The sequence below is a fragment of the Pleomorphochaeta sp. DL1XJH-081 genome (genome assembly GCF_049310885.1).
Classification (GTDB): domain Bacteria; phylum Spirochaetota; class Spirochaetia; order Sphaerochaetales; family Sphaerochaetaceae; genus CAYZJV01.
Genome location: NZ_JBMDYO010000002.1, coordinates 350,751 through 368,624 on the forward strand (window position 1 = coordinate 350,751; position 17,874 = coordinate 368,624).

Consider the following 17,874-nt stretch of genomic DNA (forward strand, 5'->3'; position numbering starts at 1 on the left):
CTACGAGAGGATATAATATTCTTCTCCAAGATGAGAATTCCTATCTTTTTCATCAGGTAATTGCATATAATCTGAATATAGATTCCTCAGATGGAGATCGTAACAAGCTGGTGCATGAAATAGCTCACTACAAAAAGGTAAGTCAATCATAGGCTCATAGGAATTTTTTTCGACAGCCTCTTGAAATCCATCACCCCAAACCAAATTGCCAACAATCTTTGCTTTGTCATATTCAATGCTTCTAGAATAAGCATCTATCCATTTTGCAATAGTCGGAGGACCTATGATTTTTGCAATTGGTTTTAATAAAATAGTTCCGATTTTCTCTACTCCAGCAAGTTTTTTTGGATTAACTATTGCAGTATATAGAAGGTTTCTTAGTTGTTTCGCTATGAAAAATTTAAACTTAATTCCAATCGACGAAGACGGTAGGCCATCCATCGGAAAAACATCGATCCATAATTTGGAATATTTGTATTTTGATTCTAACTTTTTCTCAATCACACAACTATTATCAAAATATACTTTTGTATAGGGCAATATATGATCTCGATCCCCAAGAGATTTTACACTATAGCCTTCAGGAAGTATCACGCTATGCAATAAATCAACCAATTCATAGTAAAATGGGCGAGGTACCAATACATCGATATCATCATCCCAAGGAATAAACCCACTATGTCTGACTGCTCCCAAGAGAGTTCCTGATGCTAGATAATAGGGAATATTATGCCTGTCACAGATAATTGAAAATTCACGAAGGATCTCAAACTCGATCTTTTGCACAGAAGATAAATTGATTTGCCTATAATTTGGATCCACGCTAAGCCCCCATTTATTTAATCATAAGAATACCACATATAGGCTATACTTGACATTAGGGATACCTCCATCCATAGTAGTTATCATCGTGTTAATCATAATTTTTTTAGGAGTCTTTAGATGAAAAAGGCCACTTCCGTACTAATATTGCTTCTACTTTTAATCACTCAGAATATTTTTTCAGCCCAATATTTGTCTGTTCCACTATCCCATCAAGTCTATGGAATTATTGAAGCATCAGAACTCAAAGGAATCATCGATCCGCTTCCTCTTGCAAAACCGTATCCCAAGTCCGAAATTATCAAGAATCTTACAATAATCAAAGATAGTGATAAAATTACAGCTGAAGAGAAACTCGTTATTGAATCTTTGATCAAAGAGTTTTCTTTACCTCCTGAAAAAATTGAAAATTTATACGACTTCCTCAGGCAAGGAGTTTATACAGCGGAGGTTGAAACGTTAGGATCGAGTCTCAGTGTTGGAATTGAAGGCGAGTTGGAGTTCACTTCATCTTTCCAAAGGACTGAAGGATACGAATCGAGGAATGTCGGTCGTGCTTACATACGAGGAGATATTCTTGATTTCGCTTCTTTCAACATGGATTTTGGATTCCGTCTAGACCATCTCAATGCCAGTCTATTTTTACCGAATGACTATTCGATCCCATCAGAGGGGAACTATGATACATTGTACGATCATGGAGACGACCATATTTTTTATTATGGTCTGGATTTGCATCCAGAACTATCATTTTACTTTCTCGATGGAAACTTGCTCTTACGGTGGGCTTCTATCAAAAGGGATTGGGGAGTAGGAGAAAACAATCTCATGCTTTCGGGATCGGCAAGATCATTCGAAGGAATCGAACTCTCTGCGCAATTTGCTCCATGGTTGACATTTGATTTCGTTACCGGAAGTCTTGGAAAGTTCGAGTACAATTCAAATATGGATTCTCCTGCAAATAAGGAGTTCTTCGAAAACTACTTTTTCTCCGATGGACAACAAGGAACAACTCTCGACAATAACTTCAGCGCACACCGTGTTGAGCTTGCACTTCCTGGAAATATTCGATTGGGCATCTACGAATCTGTGGTATATCGCAAACGGTTTGAAATCGCTTACTTGAATCCATTCTCTATACTCATGTTCCAACAAAGAATACTCGGTGACTTCGATAACATGCTGGCAGGAATCGACTTCCAATGGAGACTTCCAGGAATATTGCGGCTATATGGTACAGCCGCTACTACGGAAATGAATGAAATCAATCCTTCTCGGTTCTTCAAGGTCCCTAGGAATATTTTGAGCATGCAAGGAGGAATCGATTTCAATGTTCCTATAGGTAGTTTTAGTAAATTTACGTTCCAGTATACATACATCAGCCCATTTTTCTATACACACTACCCGGTGAATATTGAAGATGATGGTCTGGATGATTATGCCTATGAATTGATGTATGTGAATAAAGGGGAAAACTTAGGATATCCGTTGCGACCGAATTCAGATGAATTTCTCATTTCAACCCAATTCAACCTTACAAAAGGTCTTCGAGCAAATCTGACTGCGAAATATCAGAGAAGAAGCGGTCAATATGGATTCAATATAGATAATTACATGGTTTATCGAGCAGCGAGTCAAGGTCTTTATGAAGACAAGGATTTTACCGGTTTTCTATTTGAGAAAACATTTGGCCTTACAATTGGCATCTCAAAAACTTTGGATAAATATCCAGTATCATTATATGCAAACTATCTTTATAAATTATCAACAAAACGGAATCAGCCCACAGCAATTGCCTGGTGGGATTTCAAGGCTAATGCTCAAAATGGTGGAGTTATATATAATACTAACGAAGCAACTGATCCTAGTGACCCAGATTCTATTCACCCAATCCAGTATGAAGTAACAGGATCGTGGTCATCTCCCACTCACTCACATGCTATTCAAATTGGAGTCTCCATATGGCGCTAACTTGGAGGGTTTGAATGAAACGTCTATTGGTTTTAATTCTACTGGGTTTGTCTTTGTCTCTCGTTTCGGCAAATCCACTCTCTCGTATTTATCAAATAGATGATCCAATCCTTGAAAAAATCGTACAACTAAGCATTGAAAGTGGAGTAAATGCTCCATCCTCTGGGGGGCCAATATCAGGACATGAACTTCTAAAACATATCCAGCTGATAGACTACTCGAAGCTTTCTCCACTAAGCAAACAACAATATGAGGAAATTGAAGATTATATCCAAACTCCATTTACTGATAAGGATTGGGATTATTCAATTCTTTTTTCACAAGGAATCTATGCGAACACGCAATCTGACACTGCTCCGTCAGATTGGATACAACGCTACAATGATCGCTCGCCACTACTTTATGGGGAAGTAGAGTCTGTGTTGGGGAAAAGTGTGTATGGGACGATCTCCTACGCCTTACAGAAAGCCTACAGAGAGGCAGACTTTTCTGGTATTGCATCGAATAATCCATTCTTGATTAATAACGAGGATTCAGCTCTTCAAAACAGTGTTCCCCATACTGCTTTCATGGGAACAAGCGGAGATTCTTATACCCTAGTCTTTGGTCGAGATAGTATACGTTATGGACGAGGTAATACTGGTAACCTTATGGTGGGAGATCAAGCACCATATCATGACTTCCTATTGGCTAGTGTTACCGGAAAGCAAATTAAATACACATTTCTTGCACTACCCATGAATGAACTTATTTCACGCGAAATTTTTGAGAATAGGATAGATCCGTCAGGGGAATCTGAACTAGGAGAAGCTTGGTATCCACATTTGAATCCTGCAGGTTCTTGGCACACACTTTTTCATGGAACTCTAACTCGCATATACTTGTCCCACAGATTTGAAATTAACCCATCACCAAGGTTAAGATTTTCTTTGACGGAAGGTACGTTATTCTATGTCGATCGTATGGACTTGCGAATGTTTAGTCCTTTGATGTTCTTGCATAATTTACAAAATTTTGGTGAAGTCAATAATTCCATGGGATTGGAAATTGAGTGGTTATTTTCTCCCGGTTGGTTACTCAATACCCAACTATTTCTTGATCAATTCCAAACTGGTGGAGAACAAGACACTACAGCTGAAATCCCTCCCAATGCATACGCTGGCTTGGTGGGAATCAGAAATGAAAAGGTTATGGATGAATGGCGAAATTCGAATTATATGGAGGCAGTCTACACATCTCCATATGTTTATCTTCGAACGGCTGACAATACCCATAACTACGTATCTGGAGACGAAACATATGCAAATGAAGAATATAATTTGGATTTTGTGCACGCTGTGAGTATGGAAGACGGTAAAAGTGGAGTTTCCTGGTTGGGTTATACGTATGGGCCTGATTCAATCGTTCTAGCATTAAAATCGAAATTCACACACAAGAACAAATTCAGTATTGATGCAAGCCTTCGCTTTATTGTCCAAGGAGAGAGAGGTCTCCTTATAGAGAATAAAGAGCAGCAGGTCATTTTGCAAAAAGTAGAGGACATCAATACACCCTCCCCTTCTGGACCCACTCCGGAGTTCACATTAGTCGTTGGAACCGCAGGATCCATGGTTATTCCAAATACTTCCATAACAATCCATGGAAGCTACTACTTAGTGAACAGATGGTTCGATTATGATTATTCAATGGACCATCAGACTATGGTTGGATTGAAATATTCTTTATAACTAGTAATGGAGACCCATTCCAATAGACAGCTCGAACTCGATTTCAGAGAACGCCAAGTTGCCCTCTAGGTGGTCCATCACATCGTCAAGATTGAAACCTAAGGAACCCCGTATAGGATAAGATGGGAACTTGTCCATGATTCCATATCCTTCTACGCCAATAGTCTTAAGAACAATGAGATCGTCGCGTGACACAGAGTTGGATCCACTGCTGGTATCCACCGTATTGGTAAAGACACCGATATCCATGAATGCACTCATGAAACCCTCGGCAAATCCTTTGAATTTGATGAACATGAGTGTGGCATCGATATTTGCTACAGCTCCAAGCTTCTGGTAATCATACTCACCGACAATTTCTTCATACGTATCATCCAGAATACCGCGTAGCTTCTCTGGAGCACTGGTACTACTGTTCGGCAGGAATGACGGGAAGGATTGGTTCTCATACCAATTGAAAGATGGTACATGGGAGTAGAAACCCATACCTCTCGCGCTGAATCCGATTCGGTTGCCCAGCTTCAGGAATGTTTCGATTTCTGCCTGTGCCTTGTAGTTCAGGTAGTTGATATCCTTCCACTCACGGGAGAACAATGCATAGTCGGCCTTCCCCCATAAAGCTCCTCTGAGGCCTTCTCTAAAGTTTCCATCCCAGTTGACCTCGCCGAATGATACAGTCTGGGTGGTTGAGAAATAGGGGACATGTTCGATAGCTGTGTAATTCTCGCCAAACTTGTTGAATCCATCGCGTAGCGATACTTCATACGAACCTTTGTATGATGTACTGAATGGTAAAGAAAATCCTAAAGAACCTCCGACAGCATAGGTATTGTCGTAGAATTCTTGATTGTCCATATGGAAAAAATTGTTCGCCGAAACCCAGAACGAAAGAGGCATTCCAAACAGATAAGCTTCCGCAAGAGTCAGAGAGGTAGTAGATTGTACATACTCATGGGGAAATTTTAATTTGATGGTATTCGCAAAAACATATTCTTCCCCATTGATTCGAATTGGAGTGACTGATGAATGAAAAGAAGCATTATCTACATCCCAAGGTTGGTCATTTCCACTTTGTTTGAATTGAAACGCTGGCCGTACCCGGAGGGCGGACTTGAACCAAGGAAGATCATCCCACTGGATACTCGCGGTAAGGAGCTTATCAAAAAGATCTTCTTCAGTCTCTGCATTTTCATCAATATCTACATGAAAATCGAAAGTGGTTTGTGCCAGAGGTATTCCCGTCCAATCGATATTCGCCTTATACATTACATCCTTTAGTATAGTCCCATTTTGGATAGCTTTTATCTCGGCTCCCAAATTAATATTACCATCCGCTACGGGAATATTATCTATTGTGAGCTCTGAAAACCATTCGTAATCCTGCCAGCTGCCCTCAATTTGGGTAGTATTGACCACTAGATAAAGGTCAGCAAAAGATCCAAAAAGGTTTTTATCATAAGCCTTTAGTCCAAGACGAAACCCAAAATTGGAGTCGTACTTGGGATAGGGTATCGCCAAAAATGAAAAAGCATCATCAATAAAAAATTTTACCCTATAACGGATTGCGGTATCATCCGCATGCACTGCTTCATAGGTATAGGAGACCTCTTCAAAAAGACGCATGTTATTCAACTGGTTCCGTTTTGCCTCGAGTACCTTCTCCATTTCCTCAACTGTTGTAAATGGAGCATCTCCCTGTGAAGGGACTATCATCTCGCGAATCTGCTTTTCGCTCGACTTACCTTTGATATCGAATGAGTAATAGGCGATGATATGATACAGGCTCTGTTCCCCCACAGCCCATAGACTGGGAATAGCAAAACCAAATAAAAGTATGATGACCAAAAATGGTTTGAATATTTTCAAGTTGCGTAAACGCTCCTACAATCGTAATTAGTGATTCCTTTTAAGCCTAAACAAGCATAGAGCTGCAATTGTTACAGACTGCTATAAAACTTATATTGCTTCATGATAATAATTCTTTTTCATATAGTCAATAAATGGAACTACTCCAAAACCTATTATTCCTGTACAGAAAAGAAAACAATAGGTATACTACGGCCATGGATACATCACAATCGTTGCATCAAAAAACACGGGTATTATATATAGTCGAGAGCTTTTCAACCGGCGTATATGCCATAATCCGTGACATAGCCTGCAATTTGGATAAAGAAAAATTTGAAGTGAAGATTCTCTACTCATTGAGGGCGGATTCTCCGAAAAACTATACGGCTGACTTTGCCTATTCCAATATTTCTCTCCAATTCATCGATATGAGTTCCCCCTCCAAATTTCTATCAGCAATAACTCAGATGAAAAGAGAAATAGTGACATTTCTACCCCACACTATTCACCTTCATTCATCCAAGGCGGGAGTTCTCGGTCGATTGGCTTCAAGAAGGTATGAAACGAACCTCCTGTACAGTCCCCATGGATTCGCATTTCTAAAAACTGATGTAAGACCACTAGTCAGATACACATTCCTCCAAATTGAAAGAATTTTTGACAAATTGAATCCTGCAAAAATTATTACAGTCTCAAAGGGGGAGTTAGAACAATCCCATAAAATTACCAACAATAGTACTCTCATCAACAATTTTGTCGATGTTGCATCAATCGCCTCCATTGATGCTTATGATCATCAGAAATTTGATATCAGCACGACGGGAAGGATTTCAGCCCAGAAGAACCCTATGCTGTTCAATGAAATTGCATTGCGACTTCCTAACCTTTCATTCATATGGATAGGAGATGGACCTTTAAGAAATGTATTGACTGCAAAAAATATTACTGTCACGGGTTTCGTTCCACGAATTCAAGCAATACAAAGAGTCAAAGGCTCAAAAATATATTTACAGACATCTCTATGGGAAGGGATGCCAGTTTCGCTTCTTGAAGCCATGGCAGCTGCAAAGGCAATCATTGCGACTGACATAATCGGGAATAGGGATCTTATTGAAGATGGAAAAACTGGTTATTTATGTACTCCTTCTGATATTGAGAAAATCCTTGAAAGGATTACGGAACTTATTAATAACACTAAATTAAGAAATGAACTAGAAATTGGTGCATTTGGATATGTCGAGAAACATCATAATTTGGATAAAGCGGTTAGATCATATGAGACCATATATGCCAATCTTTCTATGGGGGAAAATAAATAATGGAACCGACACTGACAATATTTACCCCAACTTTTAATCGATCTTATATCTTGCCAGCATTGTTTGAAAGCCTTAAAAAACAAACTTCAAAGGATTTCCTCTGGTTGGTTATCGATGATGGTTCCACCGACAATACTGAAGAATTGATAAAAACTTGGCAAGAATCGACACTACCATTTGTAATCAAATACCATAAACAGGAAAACGGTGGCAAGCAACGAGCTCACAACACTGCGGTGGAACTTTGTGAATCTGAGCTTTTTCTCTGTGTGGATTCAGATGATTTTCTCATTGATGAGGCTGTTGAATTAATACTTACTACTTGGGATCCTTACAGGAATGATTTTTCTATAAGTGGAATAATTGCCCTAAAAGGATATGACTCATCAACTCCTATGGGATCGAATCTACCGAATAACATCGTCAGAACTCCTTTGACCGAATTATACCAAAGACATGGCTTCACTGGAGAAACTGCTTTAATTTTTAGAACCTCAATTCTAAAGAACTACTCTTATGACGTTGTAAAAGGTGAAAAGTTTATTACTGAAAGTTACATATATCTTCAAATCGATCAAAAATATTCAATGATAGTATTGGACCGCGTTATCAATATATGTGGATACCAAAGCGATGGTTATACCAAGAATATTTTCAGAGTCATCTACGAGAATCCACGAAGTTATATGAGATTGAAAAATCTAAGTATGGAGTTGGCTACAAATCCAAAACATCGATTTCTAAATGCAGTCAATTTAATTTCTGCTTTCTTTATTGTTCGAAGAAGAGATAACTACTTTTCATGGAATGCTTTGACACTCCTAGCAATTGCACCTGGTTTTTTGCTTTACCTCAAACGTTTCCATAAATACAGCAAACAAGGTTGAGGTTATTTCTGTTCCAATTGAGAGATAAACCACTCACCCAGAGCAGTAGTACGTCTGGTAAAGGCACTGGGAAGGTCGACTGAGATTCCCAAGACCTTGATTTCAGGGTCTCGCCCTTCGATCGTTGCCATTGCACTGAGCAGAAGACCATCTTCAAGTTGGTTGGTTGCCATCGCAATCGCGAGCTTACCCTCTTCCACCGCCTTGAAGATGCTAAAGACTCGCATGGTCTCCAAGTTCTTCACATTCACGAATATCTCAGTATCGGAGGTCTGGTAACTATGGCTGTATTTATTGCTACCGAAACTGGAATCACGTTGGAAAACTACATATTCAGCAGTCGGAGGAACCGAATCTGATACAGGATCGGGCAATCCACTTCTGCTCTTCTCATCCTCAAGGTACCATGACTTTTCAATCAGCACTTTAGGTTTGTTTCCTGCCCTATGGCTTATGTAGGTAATTCCCTCTTGGGTAGAGATTGCACGCATGGTGTTGAAGATCTGCACCTGCCACTCCTCTTCACTCATCCCTTTCATATAATCCGGATAGGGAACATAGGTTAGCGATACTACTGAAAAGCTATCGGGCTTCTGAAGTGAACTTCTCAAGTGTTTTTCCGCTATAGAGCCCTGTGGGACTAAGAGCATCACATCATCTTCAAATGATTCCCCTTTTACTATTTCCCCAGAGCGCAATGCTTGTACTTGATCTTCAGTAAGACCACCCATCAAATCTTCAATGGTTGCTCCGAACAAAACAGCTGGCAGCAATAGAATTGCTGCTATGGATACTATGGTTCTTATATGTTTGAATCTACAGATCACGAATATCTCCTCAATGATAGAATCTCAGTAGGCATTCTTGTTGACGAATCCTCTTACAAAGGTAAGGATAAAAATCTTGAAATCCAAGAGGAAACTCCAATTTTTTATATAAGCTAGATCATATTCTATCCGACCTTCCAAAGAAGTGTCGCCCCTATAGCCATTCACTTGTGCCCAACCGGTTATTCCTGCCTTCACCTTATGTCGTAGTTGGTAACCGGGAATCTCTTTCACAAATTTTTTCACCAATTCCGGTCGCTCAGGGCGTGGCCCGATAAGACTCATATCTCCTTTGAGAACATTGAAAAGCTGGGGTAACTCATCCAAGCTCGTTTTACGGATAAACTTGCCAAGTGGCGTTACCCGGGGATCATCCTTCGTGGTCCATTTTCCATCCTCTTCCCCAGGAGGACGATCTGTCATTGAACGGAATTTGAGCATCATGAATTCCTTGCCATCCATGGTCACTCGCTTTTGTTTATATAAGACAGGTCCGGGACTGGTTACTTTCACGAGAATCGCAAGAAGTAATAGAAACGGACTTATGGCTATTGTTCCCACCAAGGTAAGGATGAAGTCATACAGTCGCTTACCTATCCGTTGGAAGAAGGTAATGGAGACATCGTTCAGCTGCATGACGGGAATCGAATGAAAATCAAAGATTCTGCTCCCGATCATGGAATACGGTAGATCGGGAATCACCATTACGCGTTGGATTAGATCGTAACACCGGCTGATCATCCGCTTCTCTTCTTCCCTTTCTGCAGTGGGGTATCCAATGACTACAATCTGAGGTCGGGCTGTTGCTAGGACATCCTCCAGTTCTCCATGGAACTGCACGTAGCGCAAATCTCCATGTCTATGGGCATTGTACTGTCCCACCACATGCAACCCATTCTCAGGATGGCTGATCACTTCATTTATGTAGCGTGTAACACCCTCTCCATACCCTATCAGAAGGACTCTCTTTGCCCTCTTGCCCGATGCCCGTAGTTTATAGAGGTGGCGATTGATGATCACCCTCTCGATAATCAGGAGGACTGTCACGATAACCATGAATATTGCGATTGAGAGACGACTCACCCTACGGCCGTAGAGATAGTACAAGATGACTGTCAAGGTCAGGAACACCTGAACACTACTATAGAGCAGCAGTTGGATCTCCGTCTGCCAAGTAATATTCGGTCCGGTCCGGTACAATTTATTATGGTTCAAAAAGTAGAGATAGAGCACCAGAACCAGAACCGACATAGGAGCGAAAAGACGCAACGGTTCACCGATTCCACCTGGTATGACATAGAAGCGCAGTACATACGCTCCAAACCATGAGAGGAGGATCACAACACTATCTACCACCAATTTCAACAAAAATTGGGAATAATCTTTCTCAGAATCCATGTGTATCTACCATGTTCCTTGTCATATTCAGTATAAAACAATCAAGAGATAAGAAGGTTACCCTTCATCGGCCTCCAGTATGTTCGACAACGCATTTGTTGTCAACGAAGGGTAAACGAAGGCATACCTCCTTCTGCCCAATCTAGGTTCAAATTGAAGGCGCCCTCGGGAATCTGTTGCCCCATGAACATCGCAATCGGTGCGAGTTCCGCCCGCACCTGAGAGTTCAACTCTGCAATGTCAACATCGAGTGCGAGTGGACCATCTTTTTTTCTCGGTAACTTCGCACTCCCAGTTGCGTCCATCAAGGGAGCTGACAATGCGAAGGCATCTATCTCGACCGAGTCGGCAATTGAACGGGCTTCCAATGAGACAGAGTCGTACCCCCAATTATTGGTTTCGGCTATCCAGGGAGAAACCATGGCGAACATCCCGATCTGCTCCATCATTGTCGCATCAGGTACAAGCTTTCCATCAGTCGCCTCGACATCCACATAGGCAATATCATCGAGTATCCCATCGATATCCTTTTCCAAGGTAGCCATGGTCATATTTCCGGTGACATCTAAGGTCAAGGTTTCTGTGTTGAATGCCATATTTGATTTGGGATCAGAATACTGGACTTTTTCTGCAGTCAACTGTACATCACGGATGACAGAACTCTCCACATCGTTGAGATTGATGAGTCCGTCGAGTTTTATCAAAGCGTTTCCCATGGCAATCTTAGTATCATGTGTTGTGTATGAGAATTGTTGCAGATCTACATCCGCCCTGGTAAGGCCTTCGGTCTGACCCAATCCAAATGAGATGAGTTCGCTTGGTGTCACGGTCAACTTGATATGGCTTGCATGGATAGAACTCCCCTCCTCCAAGGGCAAGACCAAATCGAAAACATCGACTTGTCCCTTCTGGGCGTTGACCTGGATATCACGATAGCCAAGCTCCGGCATCCCAGGGGAGGAAAGCGCATCCTGGATGACACTATCGACTACATCTTCTGCTTTGTTGTTTGCCAGTGGAACACCCACGAACCAGAGCAGAAGTCCGATTATAATCAGTACCAAGAGGGTAATCAGGCACCCTCGACCTTTTCTTCCATTTCTTGCCATGGAAAAACTATAGCACAGGGATATCGGCAATGGGAGCAAAATTTTCGCAATCTATGGTATACTTGATTCAAGGAGGCCACCATGAGCATCACATTGGATACCAGTATCACTTATACCTTGGCAGAAGAGGTTGCCCATCGCATGCTGACAGCGGCACGGACTGCACCTAAGGCACGGGGTAAGGATACGTTGGTTACGGCTGTGGCCGATAACGAAACACGCCTTGTTATTGCTGAGCATATGCGAACGATGGCCAATGAGAGTCGTGCAGCAGCCTTCTTCCTCCGCGATGCCGATAACCTGGAAGCATCCCACTCTCTCATACTCTTGGGAACCAAGATAGATCCCATGCGCTTGGAACCCTGTGGTCTTTGTGGATTCGCCAATTGTGAGGAAAAACTGCTGCATCCCGGCCACCCCTGTGCCTTCAACACAGGAGATTTGGGCATTGCTATCGGAAGTGCCGTGAGTGTAGCTATGGATTCACGCGTTGACAATCGCGTGATGTTCTCCATTGGCATGGCAGTTCTTGAGTTAGGGCTATTGGGAGAAGATGTGAAGATTATCTATGGGATTCCGCTTTCAATAGCGGGAAAGAATGCCTTCTTCGATAGGAAACCGAAAAAGTAGGCTTCATTTCAATCACCAACCACTCGCTTCACTTCGAATGGACGGCCGCCATTGGCTGTCATAATCTTTATTTCAGGGCGGAGCATGACATGCTCGGGAAACCCTTCCCTATCGCCCTTGAGACGCTTTAGCAACAATGTAGCTACTTCCTGCCCTATCCTCTCCAGTGGCTGGGCTACAGCATAGTGGCAGAGCTTCAATAAGGGAGCATATGCGAGAAAGTCGAAACTTGCGAACACCAGTCGATCATAGATGTCCTGCTGTACATGCTCCATAGCGTATGAGGTAGCCCCAAGGTGGAGAGAATCGTTCGCCACAAAAAAGGCATTAGGGTGGTCGGGTTCTTTCAAAGCTCGTTGCAGAAGTTTTCCTCCGGCACTTTGCACCATGGCACCCTCGTGAAGGACGAATTTCTCTTCTACGGAAAGACCGAATTCCTCCATCGCAGCATAGAAACCGTACAGACGCTCTCCTGCGGTATGGATAGCGGGATCACCACCAATGAAACCGATCCTCGTATGACCTTCGGCCTTCAAGGCATGGATCATCTGCCGCACACCGTAGCGGTTGTCGGTGAGTACGGAGTCGACCTCCAGACCTTGGATCCGACGGTCAACCATCACCAGAGGAATGTTAGCGACTGCTTTGCTAAGGAAGTGATCACCTTCGGCACCGGCGGGCATGACCACCAGGCCATCTACATTGCGTTCAATGAGGACTTGCAGCTTGCGCTTCTCTTCGGCAACTGAGTCGTTTGATGATCCTATGATCATCGTATATCCCATCGGTGCGAGTATACGCTCCATGGCCTCTACAACCTCCATGAAGAAGACGTTGCTCAACTCAGGGGCGATAATACCGATAGTCTTGGTATGGCGGACCTTCAAGGAACGGGCGACTTCGTTGCGGTTGTATCCCAGTTCACGCATCACTTCGGTCACACGCTTTCGCGTCTGCTCAGTAACCGCGAGATTATGGTTCAACACACGGGAAACTGTCGCTATCGACACACCTGCCGCTTGCGCAACTTCCTTTATCGTCACATGCCCTTGATCTTCCACCATGGTTTTCCTTCAAAAATGGGGGTCCTACCAGCACTGGTGCCGGGGACCCCCGTCTGTTTCACAGTCGGACGCCCGAAATGGCGTCACTCAAGCATCAATCGTAGAGAAGACCCTTGATATCGGCATCATCCATGTTCTGATATGTGTAGAACTTAGCACCGGTATCGACATCAGCGACAGACTCGCCCTTGTAGGCCTTGAAAGCCAATTCGACAGCCTTGTAACCGATCATGTAGGGATCCTGGGTGATCGAACCGAGGAAGTACTGGTTGCGGACAGCGTTCTTCTGGGCAGCGCCGGCGTCATAACCGATAACGACCACATCTTTCAATTCGGATCTGCTCTTCAAGGTAGCACCATCGTTAGTTGCGGCAAGAAGACCCTTTACGGTAGCTTCGTTAGAACAGAAGATACCGAGAACTCTGTCACTAGAGACTTTGTTCAACACTGCCTGTGCGGCATTGGTTGCATCGGTCATAGCTGCGGATGCGGGAACGACCATCTCGATGAAGACTTTCTTACCCGATGTGGGGCTGTCTGCAGCGATGTAAGCGGTATTACCGATTACAGAGATGTCACTCTTTGACAACTTGGACTGCTCATCGATGAGCTTGACCATGGTGTCGCGGAATCCTTTACCACGGCTGAGCAACGATTCACCGGAAGCATCCTGGTTCATGACCACGATCTTCACAGGTCTGGCTTCGGTAGCAGCTTCGATCTTCGGCTTGATGACTTCGAACATCTTCTCTGCTGCAACACCGGCTGCGGCATAGTTGTTCGTTGATGCATTTGCCCAGATCGAGCCTTCGGGAGCTTCAGGAACACCGGAGTCGAAACCGATTACGGGAATTCCCTGGTTCTTGGTCTGCTGGAGCTGGTCGAGAACCGCACTGGTATTGAGAGCTGCCAAGGCGATAGCCACGGGGTTCTTTGCCATTGCATTGTTCAACATTTCGACCTGGATCTGAACATCACTCTCTGAAGGAGGTCCTTCGAATGTGATGTCGACACCATACTCTTCAGCGGCTGCATTGGCACCCAACTTTACCTGCTGCCAGAAATCGTGTTGCTCTCCCTTGGAGACAACTGCGATATACGGCTTGCCTTCCTGTGTACCCTGTGCGAACAACGGGGTCAACGAGGCTAAGACAACCAGAGCCAAAAGAACGACTAAGGTTTTTTTCATAAATACCCTCCTGTTTGTTCCAAGAGCATGCGCTCCTGGAAATTTTCGTATGTTCAAACGGACAGACAACAGCTGTTACCGTTTTTCAAAACCCTTCTCTGCCTTACGCAATGCGGTGGCTTCGGCCTTCTCTTCCCGCTTCATCTTTGCGTAGGTCTGTTTCATCTCAGCCTTCAATGCGTTTACCTTCTCAGGTGACGATTCGGCTGCGATCTTCTGCATCATCTCTTCCTTGTACTTCGCCGAGGGAGAGAGAATACGGACTTCGGTAGACTTCTTGGTCCGGTAGATATCGAGCATTACCGCACCGAGTACTACTACTCCGGTAAAGAATGTCTGGTACTGTGACTGCAGATCCATAGATGGCAGCCCTGCCCTCAAGACACTCATGATATAGACACCGATCATTGTTCCGAAAACGCTACCGGCACCACCGCTCAGACTCGTTCCACCGATAACCGCACCAGCGATAGCGTAGAGTTCGAAGCCCTGTCCTTGGGCTGGCATGACTGTGGTATAGACTGCAGCGAATGCGATACCACCCATACCGGCGAGGAAACCGCTGACCACATAGGCCATCATCTCCCACTTTGCCACATTGACACCACTGAGGCGTGCAGCCTCTTTATTGGATCCTACGGCGAAGATATAGCGTCCCATCTTCGTTCGAGTAAGGATCACATAGGCTATGAATGCTGTACCGAAGAGGACCAAGGCTCCTGTCGGGAACGATGAATTGTCTTCTGCGATGAATTTGAAAATTCCCTTGAACCAACTGTCCTCGGCACCACGGGCAGGGAATGTTGCGCTACGCACATTCGAGACGATCGATCCGGTACCCAAGCTGATCATCATGGTTCCCAAGGTAGCAATGAATGGAGGCAATCCGAGTCGGCTTACCATGAGTCCGTTGAACAGACCGAAGGAGGTGGATACTACAAGGATCAATATGAGTGAAAGCCACATTGGCCAACCCCAAGTCTTGTATGCCGTTCCACCAATAATGGTGGCTGCCATCATCACCGTTCCACAAGAGAGGTCGATTCCTCCAGTTATGATTACAAACGTTACTCCAATTGCGATGAACCCAATGTAATAGGATGAGTCCAGAATATTCACCAACGTCGTATAGGAAAAGAAGTTCCTTCCGAACAGGGCAAAGAATGCATATACGATAACCAATGCAAGGGGTGCGAGCAGTTTCTGCATATTGAGCCCTTTGCGCTTCTCATTCAACTCGACAGTATCTTTGACTTCCATATAGGGTTCTCCTATCCACGTTGGGTCGCCAGGGCCATAATCTTCTCCTGGGTCGCCTCTTCGATATCGACAAATCCGGTGAGCTTTCCTTCGCACATAACTGCAATCCTATCGCTCATCCGCAACACTTCATTCAATTCACTACTGATCATGATGATCGACTTACCCTCTGCGGCAAGTTCGTTCATCAGGTGATAGATTTCACTCTTTGCTCCTACGTCGATTCCTCTGGTTGGTTCATCGAAGATCAGAATGGAGCTGTTCTTGATCAACCATTTCGCAATAACAACTTTCTGCTGGTTTCCACCTGAGAGGTTGTTTACAAATTGGTCCAACGAGGGGGTCTTCACCTTCAGCTTATTCACGTACTCTAAGGCTACTTCCTCCAACTCCTTACGGGGAAGGAAGAATCCTGGAGACAAATCCTCATACGATGCCATGACGGCATTTTCGGCGACTGAGAGTTTTACAGCCAGTCCAAAACGCTTGCGGTCCTCACTCAGGTAGCCAATTCCGTTTCTTACTGCATCCATGGGAGAATCTATGATGACTTTCTTTCCGTTCACATAGATATCGCCAGATGCCTTGTCGGCTCCGAACAATGCTCTCATGGACTCTGTCCGTCCTGCACCCATGAGTCCTGCAAACCCTAGGATCTCACCTTTTTTCAACTCAAATGAGACATTCTGCACCTGACGACCGGCATTCAGGTTATCCACCTTCAGTACCACAGGAGCATCGGAGGGAACATTACTTTTGCTCTTTGGCTTTTCATAGATGACACGACCAACCATCATATTGATCATCTCTTCTTTGCTCAGTTCCTGGGTTTCTTTGGTTCCCACATACTCTCCATCGCGAAGGACTGTTACCCTATCGGTAATCACGCCAATCTCATCGAGGCGGTGGCTTATGTAGATCATCCCAACGCCCTGGGTGGCCAAATCGCGCATGATGGCGAACAGATCGGCAATCTCCCTTTCGGTAAGTGCGGCTGACGGCTCATCGAGAATGAGCACTTTCAGATTGTGTGAGACCGCTTTTGCTATCTCTACCATTTGTTGCTTACCGACGGTCAAATCACTTACTTTCTCTTCAGGGTCGATATTCATGTGCAATCGCTCGAACAACTCTATCGCACGCTGATTCTGGGCTTTCTCGTCCAAGAACCATTTACCCCTTCTGGTCGATTCTCGACCAATAAAGAGGTTCTGGGCAACCGTAAGGTGTTCCATCATATTCAGTTCCTGGTGGACGATCGCTATTCCGGCATCCAAGGCCTCTTTCGGCCCTTGGGGATTGAACAATTTACCCATGTAATGGATTTCGCCAGAGTCTTTGGGGAAAATTCCGGTCAGCGCCTTCATCAGGGTCGATTTCCCTGCTCCGTTTTCTCCTACAAGAGCATGGATCTCCCCGGCGCGCAACTCGAAATCGACACCCTTGAGTGCATGGACACCAGAAAATCGCTTATCTATGTCTTTCATGGAAAGCACTACGTCTCTCACTGTCGTTTCTCCTTGCATATTCCCATGTTCACACGGGTTCCGGCAGTTGTCAAGAAAAATTTGTAAACGTTTACAATCTTTTTCTAGATCACCACACCCCTACCAATCCATACCATTTGCCAGACTATAAAATAGAAGAAAACATGCCAATTAGGTAAAAACACCCATAGGCATAGGTACTTTTGGTATCTTTCCTAGAGCAAAAAGTCGCTTCATCATGAACTATCCTCTAAGGAGGCCGAAAGTACATGCAAGCAAGCTTTAGTTGCCTGTACCCACGGTTGCCAGATATGTTTCCGGTGGGGTAAGGTATTA

14 protein-coding genes are annotated in these 17,874 nt (G+C 44.0%); 5 read left to right on the top strand and 9 right to left on the bottom strand.

From position 1 onward, the window contains the following. The gene (locus tag ACODJP_RS05935) at nucleotides 1–822 is read right to left on the bottom strand and encodes a LicD family protein (protein ID WP_422479489.1); all 822 of its coding nucleotides are present in this window, start codon (nucleotides 820–822) and stop codon (nucleotides 1–3) included. Nucleotides 823–942: 120 nt separating this feature from the next. On the opposite strand from ACODJP_RS05935, the gene ACODJP_RS05940 reads away from it, so the two are divergent. After that, nucleotides 943–2,793 carry a hypothetical protein gene (locus ACODJP_RS05940; RefSeq protein WP_422479491.1) on the top strand — a complete coding sequence of 617 codons (1,851 nt, stop codon included), beginning with the start codon at nucleotides 943–945 and terminating at the stop codon, nucleotides 2,791–2,793. 14 nt (nucleotides 2,794–2,807) lie between these two features. Next, on the top strand, nucleotides 2,808–4,520 hold the full coding sequence (locus tag ACODJP_RS05945) for a hypothetical protein (RefSeq protein ID WP_422479493.1): 1,713 nt from the start codon (nucleotides 2,808–2,810) through the stop codon (nucleotides 4,518–4,520). Here the strand turns inward: ACODJP_RS05945 and ACODJP_RS05950 are convergent, their stop codons facing one another. After that, on the bottom strand, nucleotides 4,521–6,386 hold the full coding sequence (locus tag ACODJP_RS05950) for a hypothetical protein (protein ID WP_422479495.1): 1,866 nt from the start codon (nucleotides 6,384–6,386) through the stop codon (nucleotides 4,521–4,523). It abuts the gene before it with no gap. Between the two features lie 197 nt (nucleotides 6,387–6,583). Between ACODJP_RS05950 and ACODJP_RS05955 the strand changes: the two genes are divergently transcribed. Beyond that, complete coding sequence (locus ACODJP_RS05955; protein WP_422479497.1) at nucleotides 6,584–7,687, top strand: glycosyltransferase; 1,104 nt, start codon at nucleotides 6,584–6,586, stop codon at nucleotides 7,685–7,687. After that, a complete protein-coding gene (locus ACODJP_RS05960; protein ID WP_422479499.1) occupies nucleotides 7,687–8,574 on the top strand; it encodes a glycosyltransferase family 2 protein in 888 nt (295 codons plus the stop codon). Before ACODJP_RS05955 ends, ACODJP_RS05960 begins: the two co-directional genes overlap by 1 nt. 2 nt (nucleotides 8,575–8,576) lie before the next feature. Here the strand turns inward: ACODJP_RS05960 and ACODJP_RS05965 are convergent, their stop codons facing one another. The 3 genes from ACODJP_RS05965 to ACODJP_RS05975 all read right to left on the bottom strand — a co-directional run bounded on the left by ACODJP_RS05965 (nucleotide 8,577) and on the right by ACODJP_RS05975 (nucleotide 11,908). Next, nucleotides 8,577–9,401 carry a DUF6675 family protein gene (locus ACODJP_RS05965; protein WP_422479501.1) on the bottom strand — a complete coding sequence of 275 codons (825 nt, stop codon included), beginning with the start codon at nucleotides 9,399–9,401 and terminating at the stop codon, nucleotides 8,577–8,579. Between the two features lie 24 nt (nucleotides 9,402–9,425). After that, nucleotides 9,426–10,799 (bottom strand): undecaprenyl-phosphate glucose phosphotransferase, encoded by a 1,374-nt coding sequence (locus ACODJP_RS05970; protein ID WP_422479503.1) that lies wholly within the window; start codon nucleotides 10,797–10,799, stop codon nucleotides 9,426–9,428. Between the two features lie 101 nt (nucleotides 10,800–10,900). Beyond that, nucleotides 10,901–11,908, bottom strand: a complete 1,008-nt coding sequence (locus ACODJP_RS05975; RefSeq protein WP_422479505.1) for a hypothetical protein — start codon at nucleotides 11,906–11,908, stop codon at nucleotides 10,901–10,903. A gap of 81 nt (nucleotides 11,909–11,989) precedes the next feature. On the opposite strand from ACODJP_RS05975, the gene ACODJP_RS05980 reads away from it, so the two are divergent. Beyond that, a complete protein-coding gene (locus tag ACODJP_RS05980; protein WP_422479507.1) occupies nucleotides 11,990–12,538 on the top strand; it encodes a ferredoxin domain-containing protein in 549 nt (182 codons plus the stop codon). Between the two features lie 8 nt (nucleotides 12,539–12,546). Here ACODJP_RS05980 and ACODJP_RS05985 read toward each other — a convergent pair whose 3' ends face one another. The 4 genes from ACODJP_RS05985 to ACODJP_RS06000 all read right to left on the bottom strand — a co-directional run bounded on the left by ACODJP_RS05985 (nucleotide 12,547) and on the right by ACODJP_RS06000 (nucleotide 17,559). Beyond that, complete coding sequence (locus ACODJP_RS05985) at nucleotides 12,547–13,602, bottom strand: LacI family DNA-binding transcriptional regulator (RefSeq protein WP_422479509.1); 1,056 nt, start codon at nucleotides 13,600–13,602, stop codon at nucleotides 12,547–12,549. 94 nt (nucleotides 13,603–13,696) lie between these two features. Then, complete coding sequence (locus ACODJP_RS05990) at nucleotides 13,697–14,791, bottom strand: ABC transporter substrate-binding protein (RefSeq protein WP_422479511.1); 1,095 nt, start codon at nucleotides 14,789–14,791, stop codon at nucleotides 13,697–13,699. A gap of 75 nt (nucleotides 14,792–14,866) precedes the next feature. Continuing rightward, nucleotides 14,867–16,051 carry an ABC transporter permease gene (locus ACODJP_RS05995; protein ID WP_422479513.1) on the bottom strand — a complete coding sequence of 395 codons (1,185 nt, stop codon included), beginning with the start codon at nucleotides 16,049–16,051 and terminating at the stop codon, nucleotides 14,867–14,869. Between the two features lie 11 nt (nucleotides 16,052–16,062). Continuing rightward, nucleotides 16,063–17,559, bottom strand: coding sequence for a sugar ABC transporter ATP-binding protein (locus ACODJP_RS06000; protein WP_422479515.1), 1,497 nt, complete (start codon nucleotides 17,557–17,559; stop codon nucleotides 16,063–16,065). Nucleotides 17,560–17,874: the final 315 nt, after the last annotated feature.